14 protein-coding genes and 1 pseudogene are annotated in these 16,642 nt (G+C 30.7%); 12 read left to right on the top strand and 3 right to left on the bottom strand.

Features of this window, described 5'->3' with window-relative positions:
* Positions 1-99 precede the first annotated feature (99 nt).
* From CQA69_RS07065 to CQA69_RS07010, 12 genes are all read left to right on the top strand, one after another.
* A complete protein-coding gene (locus CQA69_RS07065; RefSeq protein WP_137621081.1) occupies positions 100-1,083 on the top strand; it encodes a hypothetical protein in 984 nt (327 codons plus the stop codon).
* Between the two features lie 27 nt (positions 1,084-1,110).
* Positions 1,111-3,729: a valine--tRNA ligase gene (locus tag CQA69_RS07060; RefSeq protein ID WP_137621080.1), complete on the top strand. Its 2,619-nt coding sequence runs from the start codon at positions 1,111-1,113 to the stop codon at positions 3,727-3,729.
* A gap of 2 nt (positions 3,730-3,731) precedes the next feature.
* Positions 3,732-4,742, top strand: a complete 1,011-nt coding sequence (locus CQA69_RS07055) for a methionine ABC transporter ATP-binding protein (protein ID WP_137621079.1) — start codon at positions 3,732-3,734, stop codon at positions 4,740-4,742.
* Positions 4,739-5,665 carry a methionine ABC transporter permease gene (locus CQA69_RS07050; protein ID WP_137621078.1) on the top strand — a complete coding sequence of 309 codons (927 nt, stop codon included), beginning with the start codon at positions 4,739-4,741 and terminating at the stop codon, positions 5,663-5,665. The genes CQA69_RS07055 and CQA69_RS07050 overlap by 4 nt, the downstream gene beginning before the upstream one ends.
* Before the next feature lie 77 nt (positions 5,666-5,742).
* A complete protein-coding gene (locus tag CQA69_RS07045) occupies positions 5,743-6,516 on the top strand; it encodes a MetQ/NlpA family ABC transporter substrate-binding protein (protein WP_137621077.1) in 774 nt (257 codons plus the stop codon).
* Between the two features lie 64 nt (positions 6,517-6,580).
* Positions 6,581-7,243: a flagellar basal body P-ring formation chaperone FlgA gene (flgA, locus tag CQA69_RS07040; protein WP_137621076.1), complete on the top strand. Its 663-nt coding sequence runs from the start codon at positions 6,581-6,583 to the stop codon at positions 7,241-7,243.
* Positions 7,240-7,797, top strand: coding sequence for a UbiX family flavin prenyltransferase (locus CQA69_RS07035; protein ID WP_137621075.1), 558 nt, complete (start codon positions 7,240-7,242; stop codon positions 7,795-7,797). The genes flgA and CQA69_RS07035 overlap by 4 nt, the downstream gene beginning before the upstream one ends.
* Positions 7,798-7,872: 75 nt before the next feature.
* Complete coding sequence (gene coaD, locus CQA69_RS07030) at positions 7,873-8,349, top strand: pantetheine-phosphate adenylyltransferase (RefSeq protein WP_137621074.1); 477 nt, start codon at positions 7,873-7,875, stop codon at positions 8,347-8,349.
* Positions 8,340-8,918, top strand: coding sequence for a dTMP kinase (gene tmk, locus CQA69_RS07025; protein ID WP_137621073.1), 579 nt, complete (start codon positions 8,340-8,342; stop codon positions 8,916-8,918). Before coaD ends, tmk begins: the two co-directional genes overlap by 10 nt.
* The gene (gene hisS / locus CQA69_RS07020; RefSeq protein ID WP_137621072.1) at positions 8,915-10,141 is read left to right on the top strand and encodes a histidine--tRNA ligase; all 1,227 of its coding nucleotides are present in this window, start codon (positions 8,915-8,917) and stop codon (positions 10,139-10,141) included. Before tmk ends, hisS begins: the two co-directional genes overlap by 4 nt.
* Entirely contained in the window at positions 10,138-11,982 is a 1,845-nt protein-coding gene (speA, locus tag CQA69_RS07015; protein ID WP_137621071.1) for a biosynthetic arginine decarboxylase, read from the top strand. Before hisS ends, speA begins: the two co-directional genes overlap by 4 nt.
* 123 nt (positions 11,983-12,105) lie before the next feature.
* The gene (locus tag CQA69_RS07010; RefSeq protein ID WP_137621070.1) at positions 12,106-13,275 is read left to right on the top strand and encodes a pyridoxal phosphate-dependent aminotransferase; all 1,170 of its coding nucleotides are present in this window, start codon (positions 12,106-12,108) and stop codon (positions 13,273-13,275) included.
* Positions 13,276-13,318: 43 nt separating this feature from the next.
* Here CQA69_RS07010 and CQA69_RS07005 read toward each other — a convergent pair whose 3' ends face one another.
* From CQA69_RS07005 to dnaK, 3 genes and pseudogenes are all read right to left on the bottom strand, one after another.
* Complete coding sequence (locus CQA69_RS07005) at positions 13,319-13,672, bottom strand: cupin domain-containing protein (RefSeq protein WP_137621069.1); 354 nt, start codon at positions 13,670-13,672, stop codon at positions 13,319-13,321.
* A gap of 10 nt (positions 13,673-13,682) precedes the next feature.
* Positions 13,683-14,707: pseudogene (locus CQA69_RS07000) on the bottom strand (MBL fold metallo-hydrolase).
* Positions 14,708-14,764: 57 nt separating this feature from the next.
* On the bottom strand, positions 14,765-16,633 hold the full coding sequence (gene dnaK / locus CQA69_RS06995; RefSeq protein WP_137621068.1) for a molecular chaperone DnaK: 1,869 nt from the start codon (positions 16,631-16,633) through the stop codon (positions 14,765-14,767).
* Positions 16,634-16,642 lie beyond the last annotated feature (9 nt).

Genomic DNA, 16,642 nt, shown 5'->3' with positions numbered 1-16,642 from the left:
CTTAAAAATATAAAATTTAAATATTCTTTATATTTGATTGTAGTAGAATAGAATCAAAATTTTTAAAATAAAATTTTATTAACATAAAGGAAATCAAAAATGAATTTTAAAGTTTTTTCTGTTATTGTCGGAATATTAATAGCTGTAATTTTAATACTTGGAGGAACGTATTATTATCTTTTTGAATACTCAAAACCAAATTATTCTTACACTCCAACAAATAATTACGAAACAAATACACAATCAAGCACATATGAACAAAATACATATTCCAATCAATCAAATAGTAACTATTCAAACAATTCTTACAATACCCCATCTTATCCAAACTATACAGACAATCAAAAACAAGAGGACAAAGTTGATAACAATACTACCTTAAACAATCAGCAAAAACAAAATACAAGCGCAACAAATAAAGTAGAATCAAACAAAAAAACAGAAAAAAAAGTTGAAAACAAAAAAGAAATCACAGAAGAAGAGAAAAAAGCAAAAATAGAAGCTTTAAACAAAGAAATAGAAAGACAAAGAAAACTTCTAGAGCAAGAAAAAGCTTTAAAAAATACAACAGGTAAAAATACTAAAAAACATAAGCCTAGCGTCGCTGAAGAATACCTAACCATCGGAAAAGATAGTCGCTTAGAACCTCAATTAAGCACTGAAGGTATGCAAGTATATATTTTAGATGGAAAATTTTTAAGTGATTATAGAATCAATTTATTAAAAGAGATATTAGCTCCTATACAAACAAATGCTAAAGATTATAACTTAGCTATCTTTGTAAAAATGCTTCCAAAAGGCGAAATGAAATTAACTGTTTATAATAAAGATATTATATTTTCAGATATGAGAAAAGCTTACAAATATATAAGCGTAGATAGAATCAAACCTTATATGGATAATCCACAAGAAATCGATAGTCACATAGCACGTGAGGAAAAAATCAAAAAAATTAGTATCCAAATCAAAAAAGAAGGTAAGGGGAGTGAATTTTCTAAGCATATCAAAAGTTTAAAAACGGGTACTAATTTCGCACAATACTTCTTCCCATTCTGCGAAATGGTAGAAATTTCATCTAAATAATTTTTATAAAATAAAGGTTATATTTATATGGTATATAATAAAGAAGTCGAAGAAAAATACTATAAAATTTGTGAAGAACGTGGATATTTTGAAATAGATGGAAATAAATCCATACAAGAAAAAAATAAAATTTTTTGCATCATGATGCCTCCTCCAAATGTCACTGGAGTGCTTCATATCGGACACGCTTTAACTTTCACTTTGCAAGATATAATGACTCGCTATAAAAGAATGGATGGTTATAAAGTTCTTTATCAACCAGGACTTGATCACGCAGGAATTGCAACTCAAAATGTAGTCGAAAAACAACTTCTTTCACAAGGACTTAAAAAAGAAGAATTAGGTAGAGAAAAATTTATAGAAAAAGTTTGGCAGTGGAAAGAACAAAGTGGCGGTAAAATTTTAGATCAAATGAGAACTCTAGGCATAACCCCTGCTTGGAGTCGCTTGCGCTTTACCATGGATGAAGGTTTAGTTAATGCTGTTAAAAAAGCTTTTGTTGAACTTTATAATAAAAAGCTTATTGTTCGTGGAAATTATATGATCAATTGGTGTACCCATGATGGAGCTTTAAGCGATATCGAAGTCGAATACAAAGAAAACAAAGGAAAACTCTATCATATTAAATATTTTTTAAAAGATAGTGATAAATACTTAGTTGTAGCTACCACTCGTCCAGAAACCTTTTTTGGCGATACAGCGGTTATGATCCATCCAGAAGATGAACGTTATAATAAACTTATAGGAAAAGAAGTAGTTTTACCGCTCACCCAAAAAGCTATCAAGATCATAGCAGATACTCATGTTGAAAAAGAATTTGGAACAGGAGTGGTTAAAGTTACTCCCGCACACGATATAAACGACTATGAAGTTGGTTTAAGACATCAATTAGATTTTATAACCGTTTTTGATGAAAAAGGTATTTTAAACGAACATTGTTTAGAATTTCAAGGTTTAGAGCGTTTAGACGCAAGAGAGAAAATCGTTGCTAAACTTGAAGAACTAGGCTTTATAGAAAAAATAGAAGAATATAACAATCAAGTAGGATATTGTTATCGCTGTAACAATGTCGTTGAACCTTATATCTCAAAACAATGGTTTGTTAAAAAAGAAATCGCCAAAGAAAGCATAGAAAAAGTTGCTCTAGGTGAAAGTAAATTTTATCCAAATCATTGGATCAATAGCTTTAACGCTTGGATGAAAGATTTAAAAGATTGGTGTATTTCAAGACAACTTTGGTGGGGACATCAAATTCCTGTGTATTATTGCGAATGTGCAAATGAATGGGCAAGTGAAAATACTCCTGAAATTTGTCCAAAATGTCAAAGTAAAAATTTCAAACAAGATGAAGATGTTTTAGATACTTGGTTTTCTTCAGGGCTTTGGGCTATGAGTACCTTAGGCTGGGGTAATGGAAACTGGTGCAAAGATCAAATTTGGTTTGAAGAGGATTTAAAAGAATTTTATCCTAATTCTTTATTGATAACTGGCTTTGATATTTTGTTTTTTTGGGTAGCAAGAATGATGTTTCAAAGCACAAATGCTTTAAATGAGCTGCCATTTAAGGATATTTATTTGCACGCTCTTGTTAAAGATGAACAAGGTAGAAAAATGAGTAAAAGTCTTGGGAATGTGATTGATCCTAATGAAAGCATTAAAGAATACAGTGCAGATATTTTACGCTTTACTTTAGCTTTGCTTGCTATACAAGGAAGAGATATAAAACTTAGCAACGATAAACTTTTACAAGTTAGAAATTTTACCAATAAAATTGTCAATGCGGCAAATTATTTACTTTTAAATGAAAGTAAATTTGAGGATTTGGGGCACATTAATTTAGAATCAAAACTTGCAAAATATATTTATTTGAAATTTCAAGATTGTGTTAAAAATGTTAGAGAAAATTTAGACAATTATCGTTTTAATGATGCTGCTAATGCAATTTATAAATTTTTCTGGGATGATTTTTGTGACTGGGGAATAGAGCTTAGCAAAGCTGAAAAATCAAGCGTAAAAGAACTTGGAAGTATTTTTAAAGAAGCTCTAAAACTTTTAAACCCTTTTATGCCTTTTATCAGCGAATATTTATATCACGAGCTTAGCAATACAAGCTTAGAAACTAGCCCTTCCATCATGATCGCTCAATATCCTAAAATTATTTTACACAATGAAAATGATATAGAAAACACTTTTTCTTTATTGATCGAAAGTATTGTAAGCATACGAAGAGCTAAAAGCCTTATTGATTTAGGAAATTCTAAAATAGAAAAAGCCTATATTAAACTTAATAATTCTATTTTTGAAAAAGAATTAAACTCATCCATTATATTTATAAAAACTTTAGCAAAATGCGAAAATATAGAATTTACGAATCAAAAATTAGAAAAAGCAATTTGTGATGTAAGCGATAATTTAGAAATTTTTATCACCCTTGATAATGTAGATCTTAGCGGTATTATATCAAGACTTGAAAATCAAAAAACCAAACTTGAAAAAGAAAGTGCTAAGATAAATTCAATGCTTTGCAATGAAAAATTTCTAGCCAATGCACCTAAAGAAGTCGTGGAGCAAAATAAAAATTCTTTATCAAATTTGCAAATACAACTTGAAAAAATATCCACTGAGCTTGCTAATCTAAGAGGTTAATCTTGATAAAAATAAAAAATTTAAAAAAATATTACGATAAAGAGCTTGTTATTGATGATGTTTCTTTAGAAATCAACAAAGGTGAAATTTATGCCATTGTAGGACATAGTGGTGCTGGAAAATCAACACTTTTAAGATGCATTAATGGACTTGAAGACTATCAAGAAGGAAGTCTAAAAGTTCTAGATTTTGAAATCAAAAATTTAAAGCAAAAAAATCCTAAAAAACTTAGAAATCTAAGAAAAGATATAGGAATGATTTTTCAAAATTTTGCTTTAATGGAGCGAAAAAATATTTTTGAAAACGTTGCTATGCCGCTTAGAACACATTTTACTCAATGTAAAATTCATTCTAAAATTTTTAACAAAGAATACATGAGCGAAAAAGAAATAAACGAAAAAGTGCATTCTCTACTTGAAATTGTAGGGCTTAAACATAAATTTAATGCCTATCCTAAAGAATTAAGCGGGGGACAAAAACAAAGAGTGGCTATTGCTAGAGCTTTAACCTTAAATCCAAAAATTTTACTCAGCGACGAAGCAACTTCAGCTTTAGATCCCAATACTACTAAAAATATTTTAGAACTTATTAATAAAATCAATACTGAATTTGGAATCACTGTAGTTTTAGTAACTCATGAAATGGATGTGGTAAAAGATATAGCACAAAAAGCGCTTTTATTAGAACATGGTAAAATTATAGGAAGTGGTGCCATTGATGAACTTTTCTTAAAGCCAAATCACAAAATGAAAGAATTTTTAGGCGAAAGTGACTTTTTACCTACACATGGATTAAATATAAAATTATATTTTCCTAAAGAAATAGTAGAAAACAAAGTCATTACACATATGGCTAGAACTTTGGATATAGATTTTAATATAGTCTGGGGAAAAATAGAAAAATTAAATGGCAAAGCCTTAGGAAATTTAGTGATCAATATCGATCATAAAGATAAAGATAAAGTGCTTAATTACATAGAAAAAAATGGAGTTTTGTGGGAGTTTGCATCATGAATGAAGAAAATTTCCTAGATGCCTTGTTTAGCAGAATATCACAATTTATTTCTGAAATTTCTTGGAAGGACATGCAAGAGGTTATATTAAATTCTATTTCTACTTTTCCTCAAAATTATGATCTTGTTTTAAAACCGGCCTTAAATGAAACCATTTATATGAGTTTAATGGCTGTATTTTTTGGTTTTATTCTTGCCATTATGCCTGGAATCTTACTTGCTATTTGGGAAAAAAATGGTATCAAGCAAAATAAAATTGCTTATAGTATTTTAGATTTTATTATTAATATTTTACGTGCCTTTCCTTTTTTAATACTCATTGTTATTTTATTGCCACTTTCTAAAATAATCGTTGGTACGAGCATAGGAACCGATGCGGCAATAGTACCTTTAGCTATAGGTATTGCACCTTATTTAGCTAAAATGATAGAAAGTGCTTTCAAAGAAGTAGATAAAGGGATTATTGAAGCTGCCAAAAGCTATGGTGCAAGCGATACACAAATCGTTTTTAAGGTTATTTTTGTAGAATCCTTACCAAATATCATCAATGGACTAACTTTAATTTTAATTTTTACTATAGGTTTTTCGGCCTTAGCTGGAACAGTTGGAGGTGGTGGACTTGGCGATATTGCTATTCGCTATGGATATGAACGATTTAATAAAGAAATCATGATACAAACCGTTATCATTTTACTAGCCTTAGTTCAAATTATACAAATTCTAGGAAATCTTTTTTATTCTTGGTCAAAAAACAATAAGACTTTAAATATCATTATTTCTTTAATTGCTTTGTTCACTATAAGTACTGTATCAAGCCTAAATAATGGAGAAAATTACATTTTTCAGCTTATAATTTGTTTTTTACTAATTATATCGCTTATTTTTATGTTTTTTAAAAGGAAAAAACAAAATTTATTTTTATAATTCTCTTATATTTTTAAGCAAAATATGAATAAAAATTAGATATAAAAAATAATTTATTTATCTGAAAAAGGAAAAAAATGAATATTAGAATTTTATGTATATCAAGCTTATTAGGTTTATTCCTAAATTTAAATGCGCTAGAAACCATTAGCGTTGCTGCTACACCTGTGCCTCACGCTGAAATATTAGAACAAGCCAAACCTATCCTCGAAAAAGAGGGTTATAAGCTTGTTATTAAAGAATTTACAGACTATACTTTACCAAATTTAGCTGTAGATAGCGGGGAAGTTGATGCGAATTTTTTTCAACACGCGCCTTATTTAGAAGAATTTAACAAAAACAAAGGCACTAATCTTGTTAAGGTAGCTAGCATCCATCTTGAGCCTATGGCTGTTTATTCTAAAAAATATAAAAATTTAGACAACATTAAAGAAAAAGCTATAATAGCTATACCAAATGATCCTACTAATGAAAGTAGAGCTTTGGATATAATCGCACAAAAATGTTCTTTAAAATTTCAAAATAGCAATTTAAAAACTCCGCTCGATATTACAGAAAATCCTAAAAAAATAAAATTTGTTGAACTTAAGGCTGCACAACTTCCAAGGGCTTTAGATGATGTTGATTTTGCTGTTATTAATTCTAATTATGCTCTATCTGCCAATCTAAACCCTGTCAAAGATAGCGTATTTATAGAAAATAAGAATAGTCCTTATGCAAATATTTTGGTTGTAAAAGCTGGACATGAAAACGATCCTAAAATCAAGGCTTTAATCAAAGCTTTACAAAGTGATAAAATTAAACAATTTATTTTAAAAAAATATGAAAATTCTATAGTACCATCTTTTTAATCGATAAAAATTAATTTATCATGTTAAAATTAAAAACATCATTTTATAGAATTTTGGATTAATTATGAGAATTTTATTTTTTATATTTATTATATTTCTTGATTTGAGTCATGGAGCAAGTTTGGAAGAAATCAAACTTGCTCTTGTAAAAGAAATAAAAAATAATTTTCCAAAAATCATTATCACCCAAATCGATTTAAAAATTACTTCTTTACCTAAAGATTTCAATCAATATGAATTTCTAAGAATTGCTAATGGACGTTTTAACCAAGCTCAAGGATTTTTAAGAGCCGAATTTAAAACTCCACAAAATATACAAAAAAATGTATTTTTTAGATATTTTATTCAAGCAAATTTAGAAGTTTTAAAAAGCAATCGTGCTATAAAAAGAGGAAATAAACTTGGTGCTTTTGATTACAAAAGCGTTTTGCTGGATTTTGATAAAGTTCCTCCTAATGCATTAAATTTAGAAGATGCAAATAATCTCATAGCCAAAAGCAACATTAGTAAAAATACCATTTTAAAAGAAAATATGTTTAAAACTTCGGCTTTAATACGAAAGAATGATTCTATAATAGGAATTTTAAGCGATGGAAATGTGGATGTTTTAATAGAATTGATGGCTTTACAAAACGCAAATATGGGAGAAAGAATTCGTGCAAAAAATAAAGAAGGTAAAGTTATGCAAGGTATAGTAATAGGTAAAAATAGGATAATCTTGCAATGAAAATTTTGTTAGGAATTTCAGGATCAAGTAGTGTTTCATTAGGATTAAAGTTATTACAAAATTTAGAAAATAAATGCGAAGCTTATTGCATCCTTACTCAAGGTGCAAAACTTAGTTTTAGCGCTGAAACAAAACAAAATTTAGAAAAAATATGTAAAGAAAATTTTAAAAATACTCATTTTTTGGCAGATTCTGATCTTAGTGCTGGAGTTGCAAGTGGCTCTTTTGGTATAGAAAAAACGATCATTGCGCCCTGCTCTATCTCCACTTTAGCCAAAATTCATACAGGCTTAGCAGACACTCTTTTAACTCGCTGTGCTGCTGTAGCACTTAAAGAAAAAAAGAAAATGATTTTAGGTATAAGAGAAATGCCCTTCTCTACTTTAAATTTAGAACAAATGACAAAATTAAGCCAAATGGGTGTCATTATAGCTCCACCTGTTATTGCAAGCTATTCAAAAGCCAAGAATTTAGAAGAAATGGAAAATTTTATCGTCGGAAAATGGCTTGATTTACTAGAAATTTCTCACAATTTATATCAAAGATGGAAATGATTAAAACAAATCCTTGAAAATATTTTACTATTTTTTAAGGCTAAATTTATTATATTTTGAATTTTTGGAGTTACGATGACTTGTTTATACCCTGGAACCTTTGATCCTATTACTAATGGACATTTAGATGTAGTAAAGCGTGCTCTTAAAATTTTTGATAAAGTGATCATTGCTATTGCAAAAAGTGACCATAAAAAACCTTATTATAATTTAGAAAAGCGTAAAAAATTAGCAGAACTTGCTACAAAAAATATCTCAAATATAGAAATTATAACTTTTGATAATTTACTTGTAGATTTAGCTAAAGAATTTAAGATAAATACCGTCATACGTGGGCTTAGAGCTGTAAGCGATTTTGAATACGAACTACAAATTGGATATGCAAATCACGCACTTTGGGAAGATATTGAAACAATTTATTTAATGCCGAGTTTAAAACACGCTTTTATTTCAAGCTCCATAGTTCGTTCTATAGTATCACATGGAGGCGATGTAAGCTCTTTAGTTCCAAAAGAAATTTTACCATTTTTAAAGGATAAAACTTGTATGTAGCATTTGAAGGAATTGACTGCGTAGGTAAAAGTACGCAAATTTCCCTATTAAAAAAAGTTTATAAAGAAGCTGTTTTTACTTTAGAACCTGGTGGAACAAATTTAGGAAAATCTTTAAGAGATATTTTACTTCATCAAAATTTAAATCTTAAAAAAAGAGCCGAAGTTTTACTTTTTTTAGCCGATCGTGCACAGCATTATGAAGAAATTATAAGCCCAAATAAAGATAAACTCATCATCAGTGATAGAAGTTTTATATCAGGTATGGCTTATGCGGTTGATTTTGATGATGAATTGCTTTTTCTCTTAAATTCTTTTGCACTAGACAATTTTTTTCCAAAAAAAATTATATTTTTAAAAGCAAATGCAGATTTGATTAAACAACGTTTAGGAGAAAAAAAACTAGACATTATAGAACAACGTGGAATAGAATATTTTTTAAATGTTCAAAAAAAACTAGAAAATATTTTATTATTTTTACAAAATAAAATTCAAATAGAGATTTTAAAACTTGACGCAAGTAAAACTATAGAAGAATTACACCTAAAAATAAAGGAATTTTTACAATGATTAACGCCCTTAAAGGAATGAAAGATCTAACCGATCAAAGCGCTAAATATTATAAAAAAATTATTGAAGTTTGTGAAGATGTCGCTCACAATTATGGTTTTGAATTTATCAATACGCCACATTTAGAACAAAGCATTCTTTTTAAAAGAAGTGTAGGTGAAAGTTCTGATATCGTGGGTAAAGAAATGTATGAATTTACAGATAAAGGAGGTAATGAAGTTTGTATGCGTCCTGAAGGAACTGCTGGGGCAGTTCGTGCATACATCGAAAAAAAATTCGATAAGAATACAAACGCTAAACGTTGGTTTTATCACGGCTCTATGTTTCGATACGAAAGACCTCAAAAAGGACGCTTGAGAGAATTTCATCAATTTGGAGTAGAAAGTTTTGGTATAAGTAGCGTTTATGAAGATGCGAGTATTATTTTAATGTTGGCTGAAATTTTTTCACGTCTTGATATTAAATTTAAACTTATCATTAATTCTTTAGGTTGTTCAAAATGTATGCCACCTTATCGCGAAAAACTCATTTGCTATCTTGACAATCAAGAAGGATTTTGCGAGGATTGTAAAAGACGTAAAAGCTTAAATCCTATACGCGTTTTAGATTGTAAAAACGAACAATGTCAAAATTTACTCAGCCAAGCTCCACTTTTAGAGCAAAATTTATGCCAATGCTGTAAGGATGATTTTACTTTTTTGCAAAATATTTTAAAAGAAAATGAAATCGATTTTACTTTAGATTCTAAGCTTGTTAGAGGTTTGGATTATTACTCTAAAACAGCTTTTGAATTCATAAGCGATGAAATCGGTGCACAATCAGCAATTGCTGGCGGGGGAAGATACGATAGACTTATAGAATATTTAGGAGGAAAAAGCGGTTTTGGCATAGGCTTTGCTATGGGCATAGAAAGGATTATGGCTATTTTAGAACAAAAAGATGAAAATTTACAAAGAGAAGGAATTTATCTTTGCTCTTTGGATGAAGTTTATATTTCAAAAATTTTTAAAATCGCAACTAAACTTAGAAAAAACCACAAAGTTCTTTTAAGTTATGAAGCAAAAAAACTTGCAAAACACTTAGAAAATGCTGATAAAACTGGAGTTAAAATTTTTCTTTGTATGGGGGAAAATGAATTTAAAAATGAAAGCTTGTTTTATAAAAATTTAGAAAATAAAGATGAAAAAACCATTAAAATTTTAGATTTGGAGCAGTTTTTATGATGGATTATGGGATTAATATTTGGGGGAATGAAAATTTTATTATCAAAAATGGTAAAGTTTGTATCAATCATGAAAAAAAACCCGCTATTATTGATATCGTAAAAGATTTAAGAAATGATGGCTATAAAGGGCCTTTGCTTTTAAGATTTCCGCACTTAATCCAAAAACAAATTGAAAGTATTTATGGAAGTTTTAATAAAGCTCGTAAGGAATTTAACTACAAAGGCAAATTTAATGCGGTTTATCCTTTAAAAGTCAATCAATATCCTGGCTTTGTTAAAAATCTTGTCAGACTTGGAAAAAAATACAATTACGGATTAGAAGCTGGTAGTAAAGCTGAACTTCTTTTAGCCATGGCTTTTAACAATGAAGACGCTCCAATAACTGTAAATGGCTTTAAAGATAGAGAACTCATCAATATAGGCTTTATCGCAGCAGAAATGGGACACAATATCACTTTAACCATAGAAGGGCTTAATGAACTTGAAGCGATCATTGATATAGCCAAAGAACGCTTTAAACCCAAGCCAAATATAGGCTTAAGGGTGCGTTTGCATTCTGCTGGTGTTGGAATTTGGGCAAAAAGCGGAGGTATAAATTCCAAATTTGGACTCACTTCAACCGAGCTTATAGAGGCCGTTAATTTACTTAAAAAAAATAAATTGCTAGATCAATTTACAATGATACACTTTCATTTAGGATCTCAAATTACTGAAATTCATCCTCTAAAAAAAGCTTTAAATGAAGCTGGAAATATCTATACTGAGCTTAGAAAAATGGGAGCTAAAAATTTAAAAGCGATCAATTTAGGTGGTGGTTTGGCTGTGGAATATTCTCAATTTAAAAACGAAAATAGTAGAAATTATACGCTTAGAGAATACGCAAATGATGTCGTATTTATCCTTAAAAATATAGCAGAACAAAAAAGCGACTTAGAGCCTGATATATTCATAGAAAGTGGTCGTTTTATCGCAGCAAATCACGCTGTTTTAATCGCTCCTGTTTTGGAACTTTTCTCTCAAGAGTATTCTGAAGATAAGCTTTTACTTAAAGAAAAAAATCCAAAACTTATCGATGAGTTATACGATCTTTTTAAAAGCATAAAACCTTCAAATGCCTTAGAATATTTGCACGATAGCATCGATCATTTAGAAAGCATTTTAACGCTTTTTGACTTGGGATATGTGGATTTGCAAGATAGATCCAATGCTGAAATTTTAACTCACTTAAATATCAAAAAAGCCATTTTGCTTTTAGGAGACAAGCAAAACCCTGCTGATTTGCTCGCTATACAAGATGAAGTGCAAGAAAGATATTTGGTTAATTTCTCGCTTTTTCAAAGCTTACCTGATTTTTGGGGTTTAGAGCAAAATTTTCCTATCATGCCGCTTGATCATCTAGATAAAGAGCCAACAAGAAGTGCGAGTATATGGGATATCACCTGTGATAGCGATGGAGAAATTTCATATTCTAAAGACAAACCTTTATTCTTGCACGATATCGATGTAGAAAAAGAAAATTATTTTTTAGGATTTTTTCTTGTAGGGGCTTATCAAGAAGTTCTTGGAATGAAACACAATCTTTTTACTCATCCTACTGAAGCGATTATTAGTATCGATGAAAAAGGCTATGAAATCGAAGGAATTATAGAAGCTCAATCCATACTTGATACACTTGAAGATCTTGATTATGATATCCATGAAATTATGGATATACTCAATGAAAGAATTACTAACTCTAAACTCGTCAATGAAAAGCAGAAAAAACATATCCTAGGAGAGCTTTATTTGTTTTTAAATGACAATGGTTATTTAAAAAGCATCGATGGAAAAGAAGATTAAAAATATTTCAATCTTCTTTTTTAATTATTACCATTTTTCACACTTCTTTACTTTTCCTTCACTTTTTTTCTTAAAGTGTATGATTTTTAGATAAAATAGACAAAAATAAATAAAAGGAAAACAATGCTAACCAAAAGATCTCAAGTTTTAGAAGAATCAATCACTTTTGCTATTGCCTCCCTTGCTGATGAGTTAAAAGCCAAAGGTGAAGATGTGATCAGTTTTTCAACAGGAGAGCCTGATTTTGACACCCCTAAGATTATAAAAGATGCTGCTATTTCTGCTATAGAAAAAGGTTGTGGAAAATATACCGCAGTTGCTGGCATAAAGGAAACTTTAAAGGCTATACAAACCAAATTAAAAAAAGATAATGGCTTAGATTATGAAATCAGCGAAATCATTACAAACGTTGGAGCAAAACACTCTCTTTTTCAATGCATAGAATGTTTGGTTGAAAAAGACGATGAAGTAATTATCCCTGCTCCTTATTGGGTTAGTTATCCTGAAATGGTTAAATTTGCTGGAGGAAAACCTATATTTATTGAAGGTTTAGAAAAAAATGGTTTTAAGATCACAGCCGATCAGCTTCAAAAAGCTATCACTTCTAAAACAAAGGTTTTAATGCTAAACTCTCCATCAAATCCTATAGGTTCAATTTATAGCAAAGAAGAACTTTTGGCTCTTGCTGAAGTTTTAAAAAATACAAATATCGTAGTTTTAAGCGATGAAATGTACGAGAAACTCCGCTATGATAATATTAAATTTACAGCATTTGCAAGTTTAAATGAAGATGCTTTAAAACGCACTGTAACGATCAATGGACTTAGCAAATGTGGTGCTATGCCTGGCTGGAGATTTGGTTATATGGCTAGTAAAAATAAAGCTTTGGTTTCGGCTGTTAAAAAATTACAAGGGCAAAGCACTTCTAATATCTGCTCTATCACTCAATACGCTGCTATTCCTGCACTAGATGGAAGATGTGATCAAGATATAGAAACTATGCGTCAAGCTTTTCAAAAGCGACGTGATATAGCTTTGGAAATTTTAGAAAAGATCCCAAATATCAGTTTTTATAAACCTGAAGGTGCTTTTTATTTTTTCATCAATATCCAAAAAATCGAAAAAGATTCTATGAAATTTTGCAAAAAATTGCTCGAAGAACAAAAGGTAGCAGTTGTTCCAGGAATTGGTTTTGGTATGGATGGATATTTTAGAATTTCTTATGCCACAAGTGAAGATTTGATCAAAAAAGGCTTAGAAAGAATTGCCCAATTTATAAAAAATTATAATTAATATCCAAAAAATAACCTTGTTACAAATTTAACAAATTTTATTGTTAAATTTGTACTTTAGAGTTTTTAAGTATAGTTTTTACTCGTTGAATGCTGTCAAATTTACTCAAACTAAGTCTTATTATAGAATCTTCCAATCCGCCTAAAGAATGAGGGATATTAGCCTCTAAACTGATCATATCTAAAGTATTTAATTGCAACTTTTGCCCTTGAACTTCAAACCAAATTTTGCCGCTTAAAACCTGGACATGTATAGTAAATGGGGCTTTGTGTTCTTTCATTATACTATCTTTAGCAAGTAAAATTTGAATCTCCTTGCCGCTTTCATTGTCGATTAATACATTGATTTTAACTTCCTTTGAAAGAAAATTTGTCGTATTCCATTGAGTTATTTTCATCATTTTTCCTTTATCTCCACCAAAAATCCTGCTTGAATTCATCGCCTATTTTATAGCTTTCTCCCATTTTAGGAGTTATGAGTGGAATATTTACATTTTTATAAAGAAATTCTACAACCTCATTCCAAGCATGAGTTCCTGCTGAAAATCTTCCCCAATGTATAGGCATCAAAGCCTTTGCATTGAGATCTTTTACTTCTTGTAAAATTTGATCCGGAAAAGAATGTGAAAAAGGCCAAGCTTTGTTAAATTGACCACTTTCAAGGCAAACAAGATCAAATTCTTTAAAATATTCTCCGATTTTTTTAAAATGCGTAAAATATCCACCATCACCGCTAAAAAATACTTTTTTATCCACGCTTTTAAATTCCATCACAAAGACGCCCAAAGGGTTTTATTTCTACCATCTCCACGGCTAGAGCTATGCTGTGAAGGCGTTGCGATGATGTTTAAGTCATCAAATTCTATCCCATCCCACCAATCAAGCTCTATGATCTTTTTTTTACTCACTCCGTAACTTTTAAGATAATTTCCCACTTTTAAAGGAGTGATAAAAAATTTCGCTCTATGCTTTAAAGCCTTTACACTTTTTGTGTCTAAATGATCAAAATGAGAATGTGTGATGATCACTGCACAAATTTCGCCAAAATCATCCGCACTATAAACAGGAGAATTTTTAAAAGCACGGTTGATAAAAGAAAAAGGCGAAGCGTGAGTATTGAAAATCGGATCGATTAAGATTTTATATTTTTTAAAACTTACAAAAAGCGAAGAATGTCCCAGCCAAGTGATATGCGGGGCGTCAAAATCACTTAAGTTAGGTTTATAAAAAGGAAGTTTAAAAGGAGCAATGGCATTTTTAGGGTAAAGGTAGTAATACTTTAAAACCTCTTTAAAAGGAACTTTAAAATTCTTATAGCTTTCCTCATTTTCATTGAGAAATATTTCATATTTCTTACCTTGCGCTCTTTTGGCTTTTAGTCTTTCTTTGCCATCACAGAGATCAAAAATTTTAAAAATATCAGACAAATTTATCCTTTGAATTTTAAAAGCCAAGCTAAAAATAGCTTGGCATGAAGATAAAAGGAGGAACTATTCTACTTCAGCGTCGATAACATCGTCGTCTTTTTTCTTTTTATCGTTCGCTTGTGCGTCGTCTTTTTTATACATATTTTCAGCTAATTTGTGAGAAACCTCGCTTAAAGCTTTCATTTTGCTTTCGATTTCTTCTTTGCTTGAATTTTCATTTTTCAAAGTTTCTCTTAACTCATCTAAAGCTTTTTGAATTTTTGCTTTTTCATCTTCTGGAACTTTTTCTCCAAGCTCACTTAAAGATTTTTCAACTTGATGTGCTAAGCTATCTGCTGCATTTCTTGCATCTACAGCTTCTTTGCGTTTTTTGTCTTCTTCTTTGTGAAGTTCTGCGTCTTTTACCATTTTATCGATTTCTTCTTCACTCAAGCCGCTTGAACCTGTGATTTTGATTTCTTGCGCTTTGCCTGTTGCTTTATCTTTAGCAGAAACGGTTAAAATACCATTTGCATCGATATCAAAAGTCACCTCAATTTGTGGCATACCGCGTGGTGCTGGTGGAATTCCTTCGAGGTTGAAATTTCCTAAAGATTTATTATCACGGCTGAATTCTCTTTCACCTTGTAAAACATTGATAGTTACGGCACTTTGATTGTCTTCTGCAGTTGAGAAAACTTGTTCTTTTTTAGTTGGGATAGTTGTGCCTTTTTCTATGATCTTAGTCATCACACCGCCTAAAGTTTCGATACCTAAAGAAAGTGGAGTTACATCAAGTAAAAGCACGTCTTTAACATCACCTTTTATAACCGCACCTTGGATCGCTGCACCAATAGCCACAACTTCATCAGGATTTACAGATTTGTTAAGATCTTTTCCAAAAGCTTTTTTAACTTCTTCTTGCACTAAAGGAACGCGAGTAGATCCCCCTACCATAACGATTTCTTTAATTTCGTCTTTTTTAAGCCCTGCATCATCAACCACTTCATTGATTTTAGTGATAGTTTCAGCCACTAAACTTTCAATCATACTTTCAAATTTGGCTCTAGTGATGGTTTTTGTTAAGTGTTTTGGCCCACTTGCGTCCGCTGTGATAAATGGCAAGTTGATATTGGTTTCATTAGCCGAGCTGAGTTCTTTTTTAGCATTTTCAGCCGCTTCTTTTAAACGCTGTAAAGCCATCACGTCATTTTTAAGATCGATTCCTGTTTCATTTTTAAATTCACTTGCTAAAAAGTCAATAAGCTTGTTGTCAAAATCATCTCCACCCAAGAAAGCATTACCGCCGGTTGATAAAACTTCGACAACGTTATCACCTGTTTCAAGCACAGTAACGTCAAATGTACCGCCACCTAGATCATAAACAACGATTTTTTCACTATCTTTTTTATCAAGTCCATATGCTAAAGCTGCAGCTGTTGGCTCATTGATAATCCTTAAAACGTTAAGTCCCGCGATGGTTCCAGCTTCTTTAGTTGCCTTTCTTTGCGCGTCGTTAAAATAAGCAGGAACAGTGATAACTGCATCCACCACAGTTTCACCCAAGAAAGCTTCCGCATCTTCTTTTAATTTCATCAAAACTTTCGCTGAAATTTCTTGTGGAGTATAAATTTTTCCTGCGATCTCGATCGCACAAGCTCCATTTCTTTCAGTAATGTGGTAAGGAAGTCTGCTTTTAGCTTCTTTGGCCGCTTCTTCATTGATCATCAAACCCATAATTCTTTTTATAGAATATATAGTTTTTTCAGGATTGGTCACAGCTTGACGCTTTGCACTATCTCCGACTAAAATTTCGCCCTTATCTGTAAAAGCAACCACTGAAGGAGTTGTGTTTTTACCTTCTTTGTTTGGAATTACTTTATTTTCTCCACGTTCATAAACAGAAACACAAGAATTAGTTGTTCCTAAATCTATACCTATAACTTTACTCATTTTTTATCC

The organism is Campylobacter estrildidarum (genome assembly GCF_005406205.1).
In the GTDB taxonomy this organism is placed as follows: Bacteria; Campylobacterota; Campylobacteria; order Campylobacterales; family Campylobacteraceae; genus Campylobacter_D; species Campylobacter_D estrildidarum.
The sequence above is the reverse complement of the archived record's forward strand: the minus strand, read 5'-3'. Positions and strand labels throughout refer to the sequence as shown.